Here is a 15,391-nt window from a genome sequence, read left to right on the forward strand (position 1 = left end):
GGCGAAGCGGCGGCGCCGGTGGCGTCTGACAAATGTCATGGCGAGCGCCGGACAGACGGCACTGCCCCCGCGCCGGAGCCGCCTCTAGCGTCGTCTCCATGAACGCCATCGAATTCCACCAGGTCAGCAAGGCGTACGGGGACGTCCGCGCCGTCGAGGAGCTGTCCCTCACCATCGGGCAGGGCACGACGGTCGCGCTGCTCGGCCCCAACGGGGCGGGCAAGTCGACCACCATCGGCATGCTGCTCGGCCTGCTGCGCCCCACCTCGGGCACGATCGGGATCTTAGGCCGGACCCCCGACGCGGCCGTGGCCGCGGGCGAGCTCGGCGCGATGCTCCAGGACGGCGCGCTCATCCCCGAGCTGACCGTCAGAGAGCTGGTCGACCTCGTCAGGCGGCTGTACCCCGACCCCATGGGGCTCGAGGAGACCCTCGAGCTCGCCGACCTCACCGACCTGGCGAAGCGGCGCGCGGACCGGCTGTCCGGCGGGCAGACGCAGCGCGTCAGGTTCGCCCTGGCCATCGCAGGGGCGCCCAGGGTCCTGCTGCTCGACGAGCCCACGGCGGCCATGGACGTGGAGTCGCGGCTGCGCTTCTGGGCCGGGATGCGTGACTACGCGGCCGGTGGCCGTACCGTGCTGTTCGCCACCCACTACCTGGAGGAGGCCGACGAGCACGCCGACCGGGTGGTCGTCGTGGCCAGGGGCAGGGTGGTGGCCGACGGGACCGCGGCCCAGATCAAGGCCGCCGTGGGCGGCCAGAGCGTGCGCTTCTCGATCGGCGCCCAGCCGGCGGCGGGCCTGGCGGCGCTTCCCGGCGTCACCGCCGTGGAGATCGCGTACGGCACGGCCACGCTGCGCACCACCGACGCCGACGCGACGGTGGCGGCGCTCTACCGGGGCACCACGCTCGACGTCCGCGACCTCCGGCTCGACGGTGCCGACCTCGAAGACGCCTTCCTGGCCCTCACCAAGGAGTCCTGAGCATGCTCCACTACGCCAGAACCGACATCGTCAGGATGCTGCGCAACCGGCGCTACATCATCTTCGTCGTCGCCTTCCCCGTGGTGATCTACCTGATCAACGCCGGCATCTACGGCGACCAGGTGGCGAGCGGCGGGGTCACCGCCAACGTCTACCTGATGGTCTCGATGGCCGCCTACGGCGCGATGGCCGCCGCCCTGGTCAGCACCGCGATGCCGTGGGCGCAGGAGCGGCAGTCGGGCTGGCTGCGCCAGCTGCAGATCACCCCGCTGCCCGGCTGGATGATCATCGTGACCAAGCTGGCCGCCGCCATGACCCTGGTCCTTCCCGCGCTCACCCTGGTGGCTCTCGCGGCGATCCTGGTCAGGCACGTGTCGCTGCCCCCCGGGCAGTGGATCCCGCTCGTGCTGTCGCTGTGGCTCGGCGCGGTTCCGTTCGTGGCGCTCGGCCTGACCATCGGCTCGCTGCTGCCGCCCGAGGTGGCCCAGCCCGCCTCCATGATCGGCATGTTCGCCTTCGCGATCCTCGGCGGCCTGTGGTTCCCCGCCGACGTCATGGGCGGCGCGATGAGGACCATCGCCCACCTCATGCCCTCCTACCACTACGCCGAGATGGGGTGGAGCATCACCGAGGGCCACGGCCTGCCTCTCGGGGACGCGCTGGTCGTGCTCGGCTGGGCGGTGGCCCTGGGGCTGGTGGCGACATGGTCGTACCGGAGGGCTACCGTACGGGGATGACCTCGGGCCAGTCGTTGATGACCTTCGGCGCCGGCGACGTCCCCTCCCGCGGCAGGCGCCTGGCGGGCATGTCGGTCGGGCTCGTCTACCTCTTCTTCCCCGCCTCGGAGATCGCGACCGGCGCGGTGACCGGCGCCAGAGCGGCGTGGGGCGGCGTGACCCTCGTCGTCTTCGCCGCCTCCTACATCGCCACCACGCTGGGCCCCCGCACCTTCGAGGAGCGCAGCCCCTGGACCTACCCGCTGCTCGCGCTCACCACCGTCGTCGCGGTCGCCGGAGCGGCCGTCTTCGGCGAGGGCTGGCTGACCCTGCCCGTCTACACGACCGTCCTGTACTCCTTCATCCTGTCCCCGCGTCCCGCCGCGGTGGGCATCGCGGGCATGCTGGCGGCCGTCGTCGGCTGCGGCCTGCTGTCCGGCAGCGACGCCGCCACCATCGTGATCCTCGGCCTGCAGGTCGTCACGCTCGGCATCCTGTTCATGGGCGTACGCAGGACCCGGCTGCTGGCCCAGCGCCTGCGCACCGCGCAGGACGAGGTGGCCAGGCTGGCCGCGGCCGACGAGCGGCTGCGCATCGCCCGCGACCTGCACGACCTGCTCGGCCACAGCCTGTCGCTGATCGTGCTCAAGAGCGAGCTGGCGGGGCGCCTGGCCGAGGGCCGGGTCCAGGAGGAGGTGGGCGACATCGAGAAGGTGGCCAGGCAGGCGCTCATGGAGGTGCGCGAGGCCGTCACCGGGTATCGCCAGCGGGAGCTGTCGGAGGAGCTGGACAACGCGCGCGCCGTGCTGCGGGCCGCGGGGGCCGAGCCGGTGGTGCGCGTCACGGGCACCCCGCTGCCCGAGGCCCTGGACGGCCTGCTCGGGTGGGCGGCCCGCGAGGGCGTCACCAACGTCGTACGGCACGCGGACGCCACCCGCTGCCAGATCGACGTCACCTACGACGGGACGGCGGCCACGCTGGAGATCGTGGACAACGGGCGTGGCGGTCCGCCCGAGTCGACCGGCAGCGGCCTGGCCGGCCTGGCCGAACGGGTCAGGGCGGCGGGCGGCTCGATCGAGGCGGGCCCCCGCGAGGCGGGCGGCTTCCGGCTGTGGGTGGCGGTACCCGCATGATCAGGGTCATGCTGGCGGAGGACCAGAGCATGGTCCGCGGCGCCCTGGCCTCGCTGCTCAACCTGGAGTCCGACATCGAGGTGGTGGGGGAGGCGGCCAACGGGCAGGAGGCCGTCGCCGTGGCGGCAGCCGTACGGCCCGACATCGCCCTGCTGGACATCGAGATGCCGGGCGGCGTCGACGGCATCACCGCGGGCGCGACCATCGCCGCCACCGGATGCAGGGTGATGATCCTGACCACCTTCGGCAGACCGGGTTACCTGCGCAGGGCCATGGAGGCGGGCGCCGTGGCGTTCCTGGTGAAGGACAGCCCCGCGCGCGAGCTGGCGGCCGCCATCCGCCGGGTCCACGAGGGGGAGCGGGTCATCGACCCGGCTCTGGCCGCCGCCGCGCTCAGCGCGGGGCCCAACCCGCTGTCGCCCCGCGAACGCGACGTCCTGGCGGCGGCCGTCGACGGCGCCACGATCGGCGACATCGCCCGCCGCCTGCACCTGTCGGAGGGCACGGTGCGCAACTACCTGTCGTCGGCCATCGGCAAGACCCACGCCCGCAACCGCATGGAGGCCGTCCGGCGGGCCAGGGAGCAGGGGTGGCTGTGAGGCCGCGCTAGAGCGCGGCGACCGCCTTGACGGCCTGGTCGACCTGCTCGGGGCTGACCAGGATCGAGGTGCCGAAGCGCAGGTAGACCTGCTGGTAGGGGGTGGTGCTGGTCAGGATGCGCCGGGCGCGCAGGCGTTCCGTCGCCTGGAAGGGCGTCACGCCGTCGATCTCGCAGCACACCAGCCCCGCCGACAGCGCCGGATCCATCGGCGTGATGAGCCGCACCCGCCGGTCGGTGGCCAGGCCCTGCTTGAGGCGGGTGGCCAGCTCGATCGTCCGTTCGTGCACGCGCTGCTTGCCGATCGAGGTCTGGAAGGCGAAGGCCTCGGCCATCGCCCAGCGGTGCTCGAAGGTCTGGTAGCCGCCGGGGGTGTTGACCAGGCCGCCAGGCCCGGTGGGCGCGGTACGGCCGAACCAGGCCCTGAAGCCCGGGCCGCTGAAGCTCGGGATGATGGGGGCGACGTGCTCCCAGGCCCTGCCGTACACGATGCCGGTGCCGCGTGGGCCGAACAGCCACTTGTGGGTGCCGGAGGCCAGGAAGTCGCAGCCGAGGTCGGTGACGGAGTCGGCCAGCGCGCCGAAGCCGTGGACGCCGTCGACGCACAGCAGCGCCCTGTCGGCCTCGTCGCGGTCGCGGTTGGCCTCGGCGAGCATGTCGGCGATGGCGCGGATCGGCAGCCTGACGCCGGTGCCGGAGTGGACCCAGGTGACCGCGACGATCCGGGTGCGCGGGGTGAGCCCCGCCTTCAGCGCCGCCACGATCCGCCCGGCGTCGGCCTTGGCCGGGTCGTCGTACAGCCGCACGCGCGTGACCCGGGCGCCGGTGCGCTCGGCCAGCATCCTGAGGTTCTCGTGCGTGGCGTAGAAGTCGTGCTCGGTGGTCAGCACGTGCTGGCCTGGGCGCAGGCGGAAGCCCGAGTAGATCACGCTCAGGCCCATCGTCGTGCTGTCGGTGAGCGCGACCTGGCCCGCCTCGGCGCCGAGGTAGCGCTCGGCGGCCGCCCGGACCGCGGCGTCGCGGTCATCGGCCTCCAGGTATCCGGCGGTGTCGCCGTCGAGCCCGTCGCGGTGGCGCTGGATCGCCGCGCGCACCACGGCCGGGTGGGCGGCCAGCACGTACGCGGCGAAGTTGGCCACCTTCGCGTCGAGGGCGAACTGCGCGCGCACCGAGGCCCAGTCGTCCGTCACCGGCCTCGGGCCCTCGGCGGGCGCGGTGCAGCCCGCCAGCGTCGCGCCCGCTCCGCCCACCAGCAACGTCCGCCTGTTCAGCACGACTTCCTTCCTAGCACGCTAACGTGCCGATGTGGGAAGACCAGCCAAGTTCGGCGCCGACCAGATCCTCGACACCGCCGCGGCGCTCGCCGCGGAGGGCGGCCACGAGGCCGTCACCGTCACCGCCGTCGCCGCGCGCCTGGGCGCGCCGAGCGGATCCATCTACCACCGCTACGGCTCGCGCGACCTGCTGCTGGCACACCTGTGGATCAGGGCCGTGCGGCGTTTCCAGGAGGGCTTCCTGCGCGCCGTGCGCAGGCCCGACCTGGCCGAGGCGGTGCGCGCCGCGGCCGCGCACGTGGTGCGCTGGTCGGCCGAGCACCCCGACGAGGCGCGGCTGCTGCTCGCGCACAACGTGGCCGAGCTGCGCGAGCGCTGGCCGGCCGAGCTGGGGGCGCAGCTCGACGCGCTCAACACCGACGTCATGGCGGCGCTGCGCGAGCTGGCGGAGCGGGTGCCGGGCGCCGACGGGCTGGAGCGGGTCACGTTCGCGCTCGTCGACGTGCCCGTGGCGGCCGCGCGGCGGCACGTGCTCGAGGGGCGGGCCGTACCGGATGCGGCCGTACGGCTGGCCGAGGTGGCCGCCCTGGCCGTCATCCTGGAGAAGGATCTCTGAGACGAGCGCGGCCGGCCCCGCGCGGGTCACCGGTACGGCCCGCTGGCCACCCGCATGAGGTCGCTGACCCTGACGATCCCCATGCACCTGCCCACCTCGTCGGTCACCACCAGGTCGTCGTAGACGCGGGCGGTGTCGCGCCCCGCGACCTGCATCGCGGCGATGGCAGGGGTGGTCTTGGGAACGGTCCTGGGCGGGTCGGCCAGCCGCAGCGCCGGTTTCTTGGCGTGCAGGGCGTGGCCGTACCTCCCCGCGATCGACAGCAGGAACCTGCTGCGGTCCAGGCTGCCCTCGGGACGCTGGTACTCGTCCACCAGGATCACGCTGGTGATCGAGGGCTCGGTGCCGAACGCCTCCACCGCCTCCTCGGCCGTCGCCCCGGCGGGCAGCGACACGGCCGGCATCAGCAGCTCGTGCACGCGCGGGCCGAGCATCATGTCGGCCTGCGACGGCTTGCGCACCGGCAGCGGCACCCGCACCCGGCCGTCCGGTCCCGGCCGCAGCAGCGGTCCCTCCGCCAGCCGGGTGCCCCACGAGCGCACGGCCGCCAGCTGGGCCTCCTGCGCGATGGCGGGGGCCAGCACGTGCGCGCCGATGCCGCGCGCCAGCGTCGCCAGCGCCTCGCCCGCCGCCGACCTCCTGGGATCCTGCGGAACGCGGGCGACCAGCTCGGGGGCGAGCACGATGAGGTACGGCGCGGCCTCGATGATCAGCTCCATCGGGAGGCTGCCGACGCCCAGGCCGCCGAAGGCGACCAGGTAGCCGATCGCCCGCAGGCCGTCCAGCCCGACGAGCAGCGCCTTCCTGTCCGCGTCCACGCACGGGCCGTGCACCTGGAGGATCACCTCCCTCGGCCGCCTGCCGGACCTCCTGAGGGCCTCGTGCAGCGGCGAGAGCGCGGCCGAGCCGCCGATGACCATGTGGGTGGGAAGATCGAGGATGACGGGAAGGGTTCCTGCGCCGATCTCGGCGGCGTCAGGGGACACGTGCAACGCGATGACACCGCCGGTCTCGAGGTCGACCACAGGGGAGACCGCGGCGGAAGCTTCCTGGTCGTACTGGGGAAGCAGGGGAGTCTGGGGAGACACGTCCAAATTCTGGGGCCGCTCCTGGCAGCCCAGAAGCCCGGTGCGGGGAAATTCACCGACATTTCGCTCCCGGTTCCTGGGACGCCACACCGGGTCTCCAGCCCGGCGCGGCCCTGGGCCCGTCTAGAGCGGCCACCCGCCGCCGTCGGCAGGGGCGCCGGGGACGACCAGCCCCGACTCGTAGGCGAACACCACGGCCTGGGCCCGGTCGCGCAGCCCCAGCTTGGTGAGGATCCGGCTGACATGCGTCTTGGCGGTGTTCTCGCTGACGACGAGCTCGGCGGCCAGCTCCACGTTGGACAGCCCACGCGCCAGCAGTCTCAGCGTCTGGCTCTCGCGGTCGGTCAGCCGCTCCAGCCTGGCCGCCAGCCGCGGGGCGACGCCGTGCCCAGGGCGGCGGACCAGGCTCTCCACCAGCCGTCGGGTCACGGAGGGTGCCAGCAGCGCCTCTCCGGCGGCCACGACCCTGACCGCCTCGGCCAGCTCCTGGCGGCGGATGTCCTTCAGCAGGAATCCGCTCGCCCCGGCCCGCAGCGCGTCGTAGACGTAGTCGTCCAGGTCGAACATGGTCAGCACGAGGACCTTGGCGCTCGTGGCGGCGCAGATGCGCGCGGTGGCCTCCAGGCCGTCCATGCCGGGCATCCGCACGTCCATGAGCACCACGTCGGGCCGCAGCCGTTCGGCCGCCGCGACGGCGGCGGCGCCGTCGGCGGCCTCGCCGACCACGGTGATGTCGGGGTGGACGCCCAGGATCATGGCGAAGCCGGCGCGGAACAGATCCTGGTCGTCGGCGATGAGGACGCTGATCACGCGACTCCTAGGGGAGGGGAAGCTCGGCGTGGACGACGAACCCGGTACCGCCGGGCGCGGTTCCCGCCCGCAGCGTGCCGCCGCAGGCGGCGACCCGCTCCCGCATCCCTGCCAGGCCGTGGCCGCCGGGCCCGCCGGGGCCCGCGCCCGCGCCGTCGTCGGTGACGGTGACGGTCAGCAGGTCGTCCGCGCAGGTCACCGCCACGTGGGCATGGCGGGCTCGGGCGTGCCTGATGACGTTGGTCAGCGCCTCCTGGACGATCCGGTAGGCGGCGACGGCCGTCTCGCGGGGCACCGGGTGAGGACCGTCGCCGGTCTCCAGCGTCACCTCGAGGCCCGCTCGGCGGGTCCTGTCGATCAGGCCGGGAAGGGTGTCGAGGCCGGGGGGCGGGTGTCCCGGCGGGTCGGCGTCGTGGCGGTCGTCGCGGCGCAGCGTGTCGAGCAGGCCGCGCAGCTGGACCAGCGCGGTCCTGCCGGTGTCGGCGACCGCGTCGAGCGCCGCCTGCGCCTGCCGCGGGTCCGAGCCGAGGACGGCCGAGCCCGCCTCGGCCTGCACGACCATGAGCCCGACCGAGTGGGTGACGACGTCGTGCACGTCGCGGGCGATGCGGGTGCGCTCCAGCGCGGCCGCGGCGGCGCGTTCCAGCTCCACCCTCCTGCCGCGCTCGGCCCGCTCGGCCAGCCGCGCGGCCCGCGCCCGCGCCCCGGCGCCGAGCGCCCAGGCGGCCACGAACGCGGTGCCGACCATCCGGTAGACCTCGCTCTCCTCGTGCGGTACGGCCAGCGACACGTAGACGGCGATCCCGACGACGGGCGCGGCGAGCAGCCGTACGGTGGTGCCGCTCAGCTCGGCGACGGTGTAGACGCCCAGCAGCGGCCCCCACGGCAGGAACGGCTTCTCCCACAGCACCATCGCGGTCATGGCCAGTCCGGAGACGACGGAGACCGGCACGGGGGCGCGCCGCCGCCACAGGAGCGGCACGCCGGAGGCCACCGCGGACAGGACCACCCACCACGGCGCGGGCGTGGGCAGGAGCGTGGGCGCCACGGTCGCGACGGTGACCGCCCCTGCCAGCACGGCGTCGACCAGCCCGGCGGGCGGTGTGGGCAGGCTACGGGCGAACCGCATGAGCCCGCTTCGCGGAACGGTCGGAGCCGAGCCGGCCGCGCGCACCATCGCCATCCCTTCCGTCCCCTGCGGCCCGCAGCCCGACGAGCAGGGTCGGGGGCAGCAGCAGGAGGCCGGCCCAGCCTAGCCAATCGCCGAGCACGCTGTACGGCGTGGCCGCCACGGGCGCGGGCAGCGTGAAGACGGCGGAGGCGAAGCCCGGCCCGGTGCGGGCCTCGGCGAGCACCCGCCCGTAGGCGTCGCTGGCCAGCAGGATGCCCGCCCTGGGCGCGCGCACGACGGTCATGCCGTTCTCCACCCCGCGCACCAGCGCCATCCTGCTGTGGATCCACGCGTCGCCGGGGAAGTCCCACGCGGGGGCGAAGACGGCGGTCGCGCCGCGCCGCCGGTAGTCGCGCACGAGCGCGGTGAAGTCGAGGTCCTTGCAGATGGCGATGGCCCACCGGCCGCCTGATCCCGGGAGGAAGGCCACCGCGTCCGCGGGTCCCGGCTCGTACGCCGACTCGATGCCGGGGATGAGATGTCGCTTGTCGTAGCGGACCGGGGCGGCCTTGCCGGAGAAGGCGAGCGCGCTGTTGCCGCGTACGTCGCCGTCGGCGAGGGTGAGGCCGACCAGGATGGTGGCGTGGCGCTCGGCGGCCAGCGCGCCCAGCGGCCGGGCGAGCGCCGGCAGGGTGGCGGCGTCGGCGGCGAAGGTGTTCTCGGGCAGGACGACGACGTCGGCGCGCAGCTTGCGCAGCGCGCCGACGTAGCGCGCGACCAGCGTCCTGCCCTGCGGGGTGCCGACGGGGACGGTGTCGTTCGGCTCGTCGGTGGCCAGCAGCGCCACCCGCGTCGTACCGCCGGCCGCGCCGGGCGCGGCGGCCAGCCGTGCGGCGCCGTAGCCGGTCACGAGTGCCACGACGACCGCCGCTCCGGCGGCCCGCAGCAGCCCGCCCGCCGTCCACGGCAGGCCGGCCAGGACGGCCTGGACGCCCAGCAGCAGGAAGGTGACGCCCCACGGGCCGGTCAGCGACACCAGCTGGAGCACCGGCAGGACGTCGGCCTGCGAGTAGACCATGCTCCACCAGGCGCCGTGCGGCAGCGTGAGCGACACGGCGAACTCCGCCGCCACCCAGGACGAGCCGAACGCCAGCGCGGCGACGAGCGGCCTGCCGCGCCGTGCGATCGCCCCGAAGGCGAGCACCGCCAGACCGAACAGCAGCGAGGTCCCGACGATCAGCGCCGCCCCGAGCGCGGGCGGCAGCTCGAGCACATCGAGGTAGTAGCCCCACATCGGCGTCTGGCCGCCGAGCCAGGCGGCCGTGCCCGCGGCCGTGCGGGTCCATGGGCCCGATCTGACGGCCACGGCCAGCACGGGAAGGGCCGCGATCCACGCGCACCACCACACCGGCGTGAGCCCCGTCCCGAACGCCAGCAGGACGGCCGACAGCGCGGTGAGCATCAGGAGGAGAAGACGATTCATGCCCGCCATGGTCGGCCGGGGACCGCGCCGGGCGCGTCGCGCAGGCGGATGATCCCCGCCCTCATCCGCACGGGTGACGGACATCGCGTCCCCCGCCGGTCATCGACGTCAAGCCGGTGATCGAGGGCGGCCGCCGAAGGGTCAGCGCGGCGCGGCCGGGGTGAACAGGTCGTCGAGGACGCGCCCCGGTCCCGCTCCCGCGGCGGGTTCGGCGTACCACTCCCTGCCGAGCACCCACCCGAAGACGGGGACAGGAAGCCGGAGGAGCGCCCGCATGACGGGCGCCGGCCTGCCGCGGCCCGCCACCTGCGAATGGTGGGCGGCGATCGCGTCGCGCTTCTGCCGGGCGAAGCGGCGTACGTCGATGCGGTGGGTGATGGCCTCGCGGGGGCTGTAGGCGCGGCTGAGCGCGTCGGGGTCGTAGCGGAGCGGCAGCCGCAGGACGCGCGCCGCGGTCATCAGCCGGGCGACGATGTCGCGGGGGAGGGTCGCCTCCAGCAGGCGCGGCACCCCCGCCTCGGCGGCGGCGAGCTTGCCGACCTCGTGCACCCTGACGTGGTCGCGGTGGCCGTACCCGCCGTTGGCGTCGTAGCTGAGCAGGATGTCGGCCCGCTCCTCGGTGAGGATCGCCGCGAGCCTGCCCGCGGCCTCGGCCGGGTCGGCGGCGACGAAACGGGCGCGGTCCGGCGGATCGGGGTAGAGGATCGCGCCGTGGCCGCTGTCGGCGTAGCCGAGGTGGACGACCCGGTGGACGCCCAGGACGGCGGCGCTCGCGCGCAGCTCGTCCATGCGCGTCGTGTCGCCGTCGGCGGCAGCCCCCATGTGGTCGGTGGCGACGACGATCACCACGCGGTGGCCTTCGGCGGCGGCACGGGCCAGCGCGCCGCCGGTCAGGATGGCCTCGTCGTCCGGATGCGCGTGGAATGCCACGACTGTTGCCATGCGTCCCCCTGGGTCGTGAAGCCACCCAGCGTAGCCACTGGATGATCTTCGCCGGCCGACTTCGCGGATCTTCACCCCGGCACCGGTACGCTGCCAGGGTGAAGGCGCGACCGGCGAAGGGCGGGGGACGGTGGGTGTCGGTGCCCCCCGAGCGCGTCCAGCGCTGGATCGACGGCTTCGCCGACCGGCACGGCCCCTTCGAGGCGACAGGTGACACCCATGTCGTACGGCTGGCCGCCGCCGACGGCGCGATCGCCGCGTGCCACGCCCCGTTCCCGCCGCTGCCGCAGGGCCCGCCGAGGGTGGCCCGGCTGGTGACGCACGCCCGCGCCGACCGGCTCGTCGGGGTGGTGCTCGTCCGCCTCGGCGGCTACGCGGCGGGCGTCTTCCACGGCTCGGAACTGGTCGCCTCCAAGGTCGGCTCCCGCTACGTGCAGGGCCGCACGGCGGCCGGCGGCTGGTCCCAGCAGCGCTTCGCCAGGCGCAGGCAGAACCAGGCCGACCAGGTCTGGCAGGCCGCCGCCGACACCGCGCTCCAGGCGCTGTCGCCGCACCTGGAGGCGCTGGCGGGGGTGGTGTTCGGCGGCGACAGGAAGGCGGTCGACGCGATGCGTGCCGACCGGCGCCTCGCGCCGTTGTTCGCGCTGGAGACCGAGCCGTTCCTCACCGTGCCCGACCCCAGACTCGCCGTCCTGCGGGAGACCCCCGCGCTGTTCCGCGCCGTCCGGATTCACGTCACCGATCCGGAGTGACCTGCCGTCCGGATCCATGATCCGGAGTGACCTGCCGTCCGGATCCATGTCGCCGATCCGGAGTGACCCGCCGTCCGGAGATGCGGGCCACTCCGCACGGCCGCCTCAGCCGGTCGCCGTGATCCGGACGGCGTCGGCGATGACGTAGCCGGTGGCCGAGGTCCATCTGCTCACCCCGACCACGTTGTACGTGCCCGCGTTCAGCGTGAAGGTGCCCAGCGAGCGCCATTGCCCGCCGCCCGCGCGCTGGTCGACCGTCACGGTCTGGGTCCCGCTCGCGGCGGCCACGAGGTGCGGGGTCGCGCTGTTGTACCCGGCGTTGGCCGGATACCAGACCTCCACCCGGTAGGCGCCCGCCTGGGGGACGGTGGTCCTGAACCAGGCCGGGTCACTGGCGGCGACGGGGTCGGCGAACCGGTAGTCGGCCCCGTAGCGCTGCGTGGAGTACGCCGAGGTGCCCCACGCCGACCCGGCGGCCGGCCCGTCGACGATCACGCTGAACGGGCCGCCGCCGCCGCCCGAGCTCGCGGCGCTCTCCTGGTGGGTTCTGCCGAGCGCGGTCACGTGGTACGTGCCGGGCCCGGGCGAGGTGTCGATGAAGGAGGTGCCCCGGGTGGTGCCGATCAGGTTGCGGGCGTCGGTGAACAGGCAGGGGTCGGCGGGGTCGCCCCGGTAGACGGCGTAGGCGGCGCCGCTGCCCTGCCACGACACCTTCACCCCGCCGGACACCGGGGTCGCCGAGACGCCGGTCGGGGACGGCGGGGCGGACGCCGTACCTCTGGGCGGGATCAGGGCGGGCCTGCGGTAGTGGTCGGAGACGACCAGGGAGAAGGAGCCGATCCTGTCGGCCCGCACGTCCTTGGCGCTGAAGTAGACGTCGCCCTGCACCTCGGGGTGGCCGCGGTTGTCGCGCAGGTGGTCGCTGAGCTCGGCGGGGTCCTGCCAGGCGGGATCCTGGCCGGAGGCGCCCGCGCGGTAGGCGGCCTGTCCGACGGAGAGCTGCACGTTCGTGCCTCGCACCACCTCCGACCACCAGGCGGTGAGCACCGCGTAGTCGGCGGCGGCGAAGCCGATGTGCCAGTAGAGCTGCGGCGTCAGGTAGTCGATCCAGCCCTGCTTCACCCAGCGCCGGCTGTCGGCGTAGATGGCGTCGTAGGACTGCAGGCCCGACGTGCGCGAGCCGAGCGGGTCGGTGGAGGCGTTGCGCCAGATGCCGAACGGGCTGATGCCGAAGGCGACGTGCGCCTTGGCGGCGTGGATGCGCTGGCCGAGCTCGCGCACCAGGAGGTTGACGTTGTCGCGGCGCCAGTCGGCGATGTCGGTGAAGGCGCCGCCGTACTGGGCGAAGGTGGCCGCGTCGGGGATGGTCTGGCCGTTGACCGGATAGGGGTAGAAGTAGTCGTCGAGGTGCACGCCGTCCACGTCGTAGCGGGTGACGGCGTCCATGATGGCGTCCTGGATGAAGGCGCGGACGGCGGGAATGCCCGGGTTGTAGTACAGCTTGCCGCCGTAGGCGAAGCGCCAGCCGGGGTTCTGGCGGGCGGGATGGGTCGCGACGAGCTTGGTGGGGTCGTCGTGGTTGGCCACCCGGTAGGGGTTGAACCACGCGTGGAACTCCAGGTTGCGGGCGTGCGCCTCGGCGACCATGAACGCGAGCGGGTCGTAGCCGGGGTCGGTGCCCTGGGTGCCGGTCAGCCACTGCGACCACGGCTCGTACGGCGAGGGCCAGAACGCGTCGGCGGTCGGGCGCACCTGGACGACGACGGCGTTCAGGCGCTTCTGGACGGCCAGGTCGAGCCACGAGCGGAACTCGGCCTGCTGGGCGGAGACGGACAGGCCCGTCCTGCTGGGCCAGTCGATGTTGGCGACCGAGGAGATCCACATGGCTCTGAGCTGCCGCTTGGGCGTGGCGGGATCGGGGACGCAGGCCGCCGTGGCGGGAGCGGCGGCTGCGGAGGCGGCTGTCGGGACGGCGGCTGGGTTGACGAGGAAGGTGAGCACGAGGGCGAAGAGCGCCGCTAATCGGGTCACAGAAGGAATTTTTCATCCAAGATGCCGACGAACGCAATAGTCTTCATCCCGATCGCCGGGCGACGCGGCGACGGGTGGCGCGTGGCCGGCGCCCGGCGGTCATCCCCTCCTCGGCGAAGGACGGAAATTTTCATCCACAATCGCGGTAATGTCAATTATCGACATCTGTCATGAAGAGCCCTTAATGTGCAGCCACACCCCCTGCTCGAGGAGCGCTCATGACCCGATTAGCCGCTCTTGTCGCCTCTGCCCTCTCCGCCCTCCTCGTCCTTACCGGTCAGCCTGCCGTCGCCGACCGGGCGACACCCCTCGGCGCCGCCTTCGACAAGGCCGCCGCCGCCCACGACGTCCCCCGCGACCTGCTCGCCGCCATCGCCTACGCCGAGACCCACCTCGACGGCCACAACGGCGAGCCGAGCGCCAGCGGCGGCTACGGCGTGATGCACCTGGTCAGCAACCCCACCACGCACACGCTGGAGAAGGCCGCCGAACTCACCGGCCTGCCGGTGGAGAAGCTGCGCGCCGACACCGAGGCCAACATCCTCGGCGGCGCCGCGGTCCTGCGCTCCCTCGCCGACGGCCTCGGCCTCGACGAGGCCGCCAGGAAGGAGGAGGGCCGCTGGTACGAGGCCGTCGCCGCGTACGGCAACGCCACCTCGCCCGAGCTCGCCCGCCTCTACGCCGACGCCGTCTACGAGATGCTCGGCCTCGGCTTCAAGGCCAAGGGCCTGCGCGTGGCCCCCCGGGAGGTCACCGCCGAGCGTGGACGGTACGCCACGGTCAAGGACCTGAACGCCAAGGACACGAACGCCGTGGCCGCCGCCAGCCCCGACTACCCGAACGCCAGTTGGGTGCCCGCCAGCTCCAGCAACTACACCGCGTCGAGCCGTCCGTCGAGCTACGCCATCGACCGGGTGGTCATCCACGTGACCCAGGGCTCCTACGCCGGGACGATCTCCTGGTTCCAGAACCCGAGCGCCCAGGTCTCGGCGCACTACGTGGTCCGCTCCTCCGACGGCGCCATCACCCAGATGGTCCGCGAGAAGGACGTCGCCTGGCACGCGGGCAACTGGTCCTACAACACCCGCTCCATCGGCATCGAGCACGAGGGCTTCATCAGCGACGCCTCGTGGTTCACCGACGCGATGTACCGGGCCTCGGCCGCCCTGACCCGCAACATCTGCGACAAGTACGGCATCCCCAAGGACCGCGCCCACATCATCGGCCACAACGAGGTCCCCGGCGCCACGCACACCGACCCGGGCCAGTACTGGAACTGGACCACCTACATGTCGTACGTGACCGGCGGTGGCGGCGGCTCGTGGTCCACCACGATCGACAACACCGGCGCGTTCACCGCCAGCGGCAACTGGGGCACCTCCAGCTACTCCGCCCAGCGCTACGGCGCCGACTACCGCTTCGCCAACCCCGTGGCGGCCAGCGACCCCGCATGGTACCGGGCCAACCTGCCCAGCACGGGCAGCTACCGGGTCGAGGTCTGGTACCCCTCCGACCCGGGCTACAACAGCTCGGCCCCCTACATCGTGGCCACCTCCAGCGGCAACCAGACGGTCTACGTCGACCAGCGGTCGGGCGGCGGCGGCTGGCGCAGCATCGGCACCTTCACGCTCAACGCCGGTGATCGCGACGTCGTCGGCGTCAGCCGCTGGACCTCCGGCACCGGCTACGTCATAGCCGACGCCGTCCGCATCACCCGCCTCTGACCGACCACCACCGAAACGCCCCCGGCCCGGCTGCCCCGGACCCGGACCCGGACCCGGCTGCCCCGCCCCCGGACCCCAACCCCGGACCCTGACCCGGCTCACGGGGCGCTGTGTCCCAGGTCACCGGACC

Annotated in this window: 14 protein-coding genes; 7 read left to right on the plus strand and 7 right to left on the minus strand. The window is 73.6% G+C overall.

Annotation, left to right across the window (positions count from 1 at the left end; genetic code table 11):
* Positions 1-98 precede the first annotated feature (98 nt).
* From ACWENQ_RS33900 to ACWENQ_RS33915, 4 genes are read left to right on the plus strand one after another with little or no spacing between them, the layout of a single operon-like run.
* Positions 99-983 carry an ABC transporter ATP-binding protein gene (locus tag ACWENQ_RS33900; RefSeq protein WP_449925630.1) on the plus strand — a complete coding sequence of 295 codons (885 nt, stop codon included), beginning with the start codon at positions 99-101 and terminating at the stop codon, positions 981-983.
* A 2-nt stretch (positions 984-985) separates the two neighbouring features.
* Positions 986-1,720, plus strand: coding sequence for an ABC transporter permease (locus ACWENQ_RS33905; RefSeq protein WP_452417856.1), 735 nt, complete (start codon positions 986-988; stop codon positions 1,718-1,720).
* Positions 1,687-2,832 (plus strand): sensor histidine kinase, encoded by a 1,146-nt coding sequence (locus tag ACWENQ_RS33910; protein WP_452417858.1) that lies wholly within the window; start codon positions 1,687-1,689, stop codon positions 2,830-2,832. Before ACWENQ_RS33905 ends, ACWENQ_RS33910 begins: the two co-directional genes overlap by 34 nt.
* Complete coding sequence (locus ACWENQ_RS33915; protein WP_452417859.1) at positions 2,829-3,431, plus strand: response regulator; 603 nt, start codon at positions 2,829-2,831, stop codon at positions 3,429-3,431. Before ACWENQ_RS33910 ends, ACWENQ_RS33915 begins: the two co-directional genes overlap by 4 nt.
* A gap of 7 nt (positions 3,432-3,438) precedes the next feature.
* On the opposite strand, the gene ACWENQ_RS33920 is transcribed toward ACWENQ_RS33915, so the two are convergent.
* Positions 3,439-4,704 (minus strand): aminotransferase class V-fold PLP-dependent enzyme, encoded by a 1,266-nt coding sequence (locus ACWENQ_RS33920; RefSeq protein ID WP_452417860.1) that lies wholly within the window; start codon positions 4,702-4,704, stop codon positions 3,439-3,441.
* Between the two features lie 31 nt (positions 4,705-4,735).
* Here ACWENQ_RS33920 and ACWENQ_RS33925 point away from each other — a divergent pair, with 31 nt between their 5' ends.
* On the plus strand, positions 4,736-5,320 hold the full coding sequence (locus tag ACWENQ_RS33925) for a TetR/AcrR family transcriptional regulator (RefSeq protein ID WP_449925617.1): 585 nt from the start codon (positions 4,736-4,738) through the stop codon (positions 5,318-5,320).
* Between the two features lie 26 nt (positions 5,321-5,346).
* Here the strand turns inward: ACWENQ_RS33925 and ACWENQ_RS33930 are convergent, their stop codons facing one another.
* The 5 genes from ACWENQ_RS33930 to ACWENQ_RS33950 all read right to left on the minus strand — a co-directional run bounded on the left by ACWENQ_RS33930 (position 5,347) and on the right by ACWENQ_RS33950 (position 10,754).
* A complete protein-coding gene (locus ACWENQ_RS33930; protein WP_452417862.1) occupies positions 5,347-6,408 on the minus strand; it encodes an EAL domain-containing protein in 1,062 nt (353 codons plus the stop codon).
* Positions 6,409-6,531: 123 nt separating this feature from the next.
* Complete coding sequence (locus ACWENQ_RS33935) at positions 6,532-7,218, minus strand: response regulator (protein WP_452417863.1); 687 nt, start codon at positions 7,216-7,218, stop codon at positions 6,532-6,534.
* A 7-nt stretch (positions 7,219-7,225) separates the two neighbouring features.
* On the minus strand, positions 7,226-8,347 hold the full coding sequence (locus tag ACWENQ_RS33940) for a sensor histidine kinase (protein WP_449925608.1): 1,122 nt from the start codon (positions 8,345-8,347) through the stop codon (positions 7,226-7,228).
* Complete coding sequence (locus ACWENQ_RS33945; protein ID WP_449925606.1) at positions 8,331-9,812, minus strand: nitrilase-related carbon-nitrogen hydrolase; 1,482 nt, start codon at positions 9,810-9,812, stop codon at positions 8,331-8,333. Before ACWENQ_RS33945 ends, ACWENQ_RS33940 begins: the two co-directional genes overlap by 17 nt.
* Before the next feature lie 141 nt (positions 9,813-9,953).
* Positions 9,954-10,754, minus strand: coding sequence for a PIG-L deacetylase family protein (locus tag ACWENQ_RS33950; RefSeq protein ID WP_452417865.1), 801 nt, complete (start codon positions 10,752-10,754; stop codon positions 9,954-9,956).
* Between the two features lie 98 nt (positions 10,755-10,852).
* Between ACWENQ_RS33950 and ACWENQ_RS33955 the strand changes: the two genes are divergently transcribed.
* Entirely contained in the window at positions 10,853-11,506 is a 654-nt protein-coding gene (locus ACWENQ_RS33955) for an acVLRF1 family peptidyl-tRNA hydrolase (protein WP_452417866.1), read from the plus strand.
* A gap of 105 nt (positions 11,507-11,611) precedes the next feature.
* Here ACWENQ_RS33955 and ACWENQ_RS33960 read toward each other — a convergent pair whose 3' ends face one another.
* Entirely contained in the window at positions 11,612-13,537 is a 1,926-nt protein-coding gene (locus tag ACWENQ_RS33960) for a family 10 glycosylhydrolase (RefSeq protein WP_452417868.1), read from the minus strand.
* 218 nt (positions 13,538-13,755) lie between these two features.
* Between ACWENQ_RS33960 and ACWENQ_RS33965 the strand changes: the two genes are divergently transcribed.
* Positions 13,756-15,261, plus strand: a complete 1,506-nt coding sequence (locus tag ACWENQ_RS33965; RefSeq protein WP_452417870.1) for a golvesin C-terminal-like domain-containing protein — start codon at positions 13,756-13,758, stop codon at positions 15,259-15,261.
* The last annotated feature ends 130 nt before the right edge of the window (positions 15,262-15,391 follow it).

Source organism: Nonomuraea sp. NPDC004354 (genome assembly GCF_053602555.1).

What these genes read in the sequence shown, in the direction of transcription:
- ACWENQ_RS33940 (WP_449925608.1), bottom strand. Translation starts at nt 8,347, where the DNA reads ATGCGGTTCGCCCGTAGCCTGCCCACACCGCCCGCCGGGCTGGTCGAC.
- ACWENQ_RS33910 (WP_452417858.1), top strand. Translation starts at nt 1,687, where the DNA reads ATGGTCGTACCGGAGGGCTACCGTACGGGGATGACCTCGGGCCAGTCG.
- ACWENQ_RS33915 (WP_452417859.1), top strand. Translation starts at nt 2,829, where the DNA reads ATGATCAGGGTCATGCTGGCGGAGGACCAGAGCATGGTCCGCGGCGCC.
- ACWENQ_RS33905 (WP_452417856.1), top strand. Translation starts at nt 986, where the DNA reads ATGCTCCACTACGCCAGAACCGACATCGTCAGGATGCTGCGCAACCGG.
- ACWENQ_RS33900 (WP_449925630.1), top strand. Translation starts at nt 99, where the DNA reads ATGAACGCCATCGAATTCCACCAGGTCAGCAAGGCGTACGGGGACGTC.
- ACWENQ_RS33945 (WP_449925606.1), bottom strand. Translation starts at nt 9,812, where the DNA reads ATGAATCGTCTTCTCCTCCTGATGCTCACCGCGCTGTCGGCCGTCCTG.
- ACWENQ_RS33965 (WP_452417870.1), top strand. Translation starts at nt 13,756, where the DNA reads ATGACCCGATTAGCCGCTCTTGTCGCCTCTGCCCTCTCCGCCCTCCTC.
- ACWENQ_RS33950 (WP_452417865.1), bottom strand. Translation starts at nt 10,754, where the DNA reads ATGGCAACAGTCGTGGCATTCCACGCGCATCCGGACGACGAGGCCATC.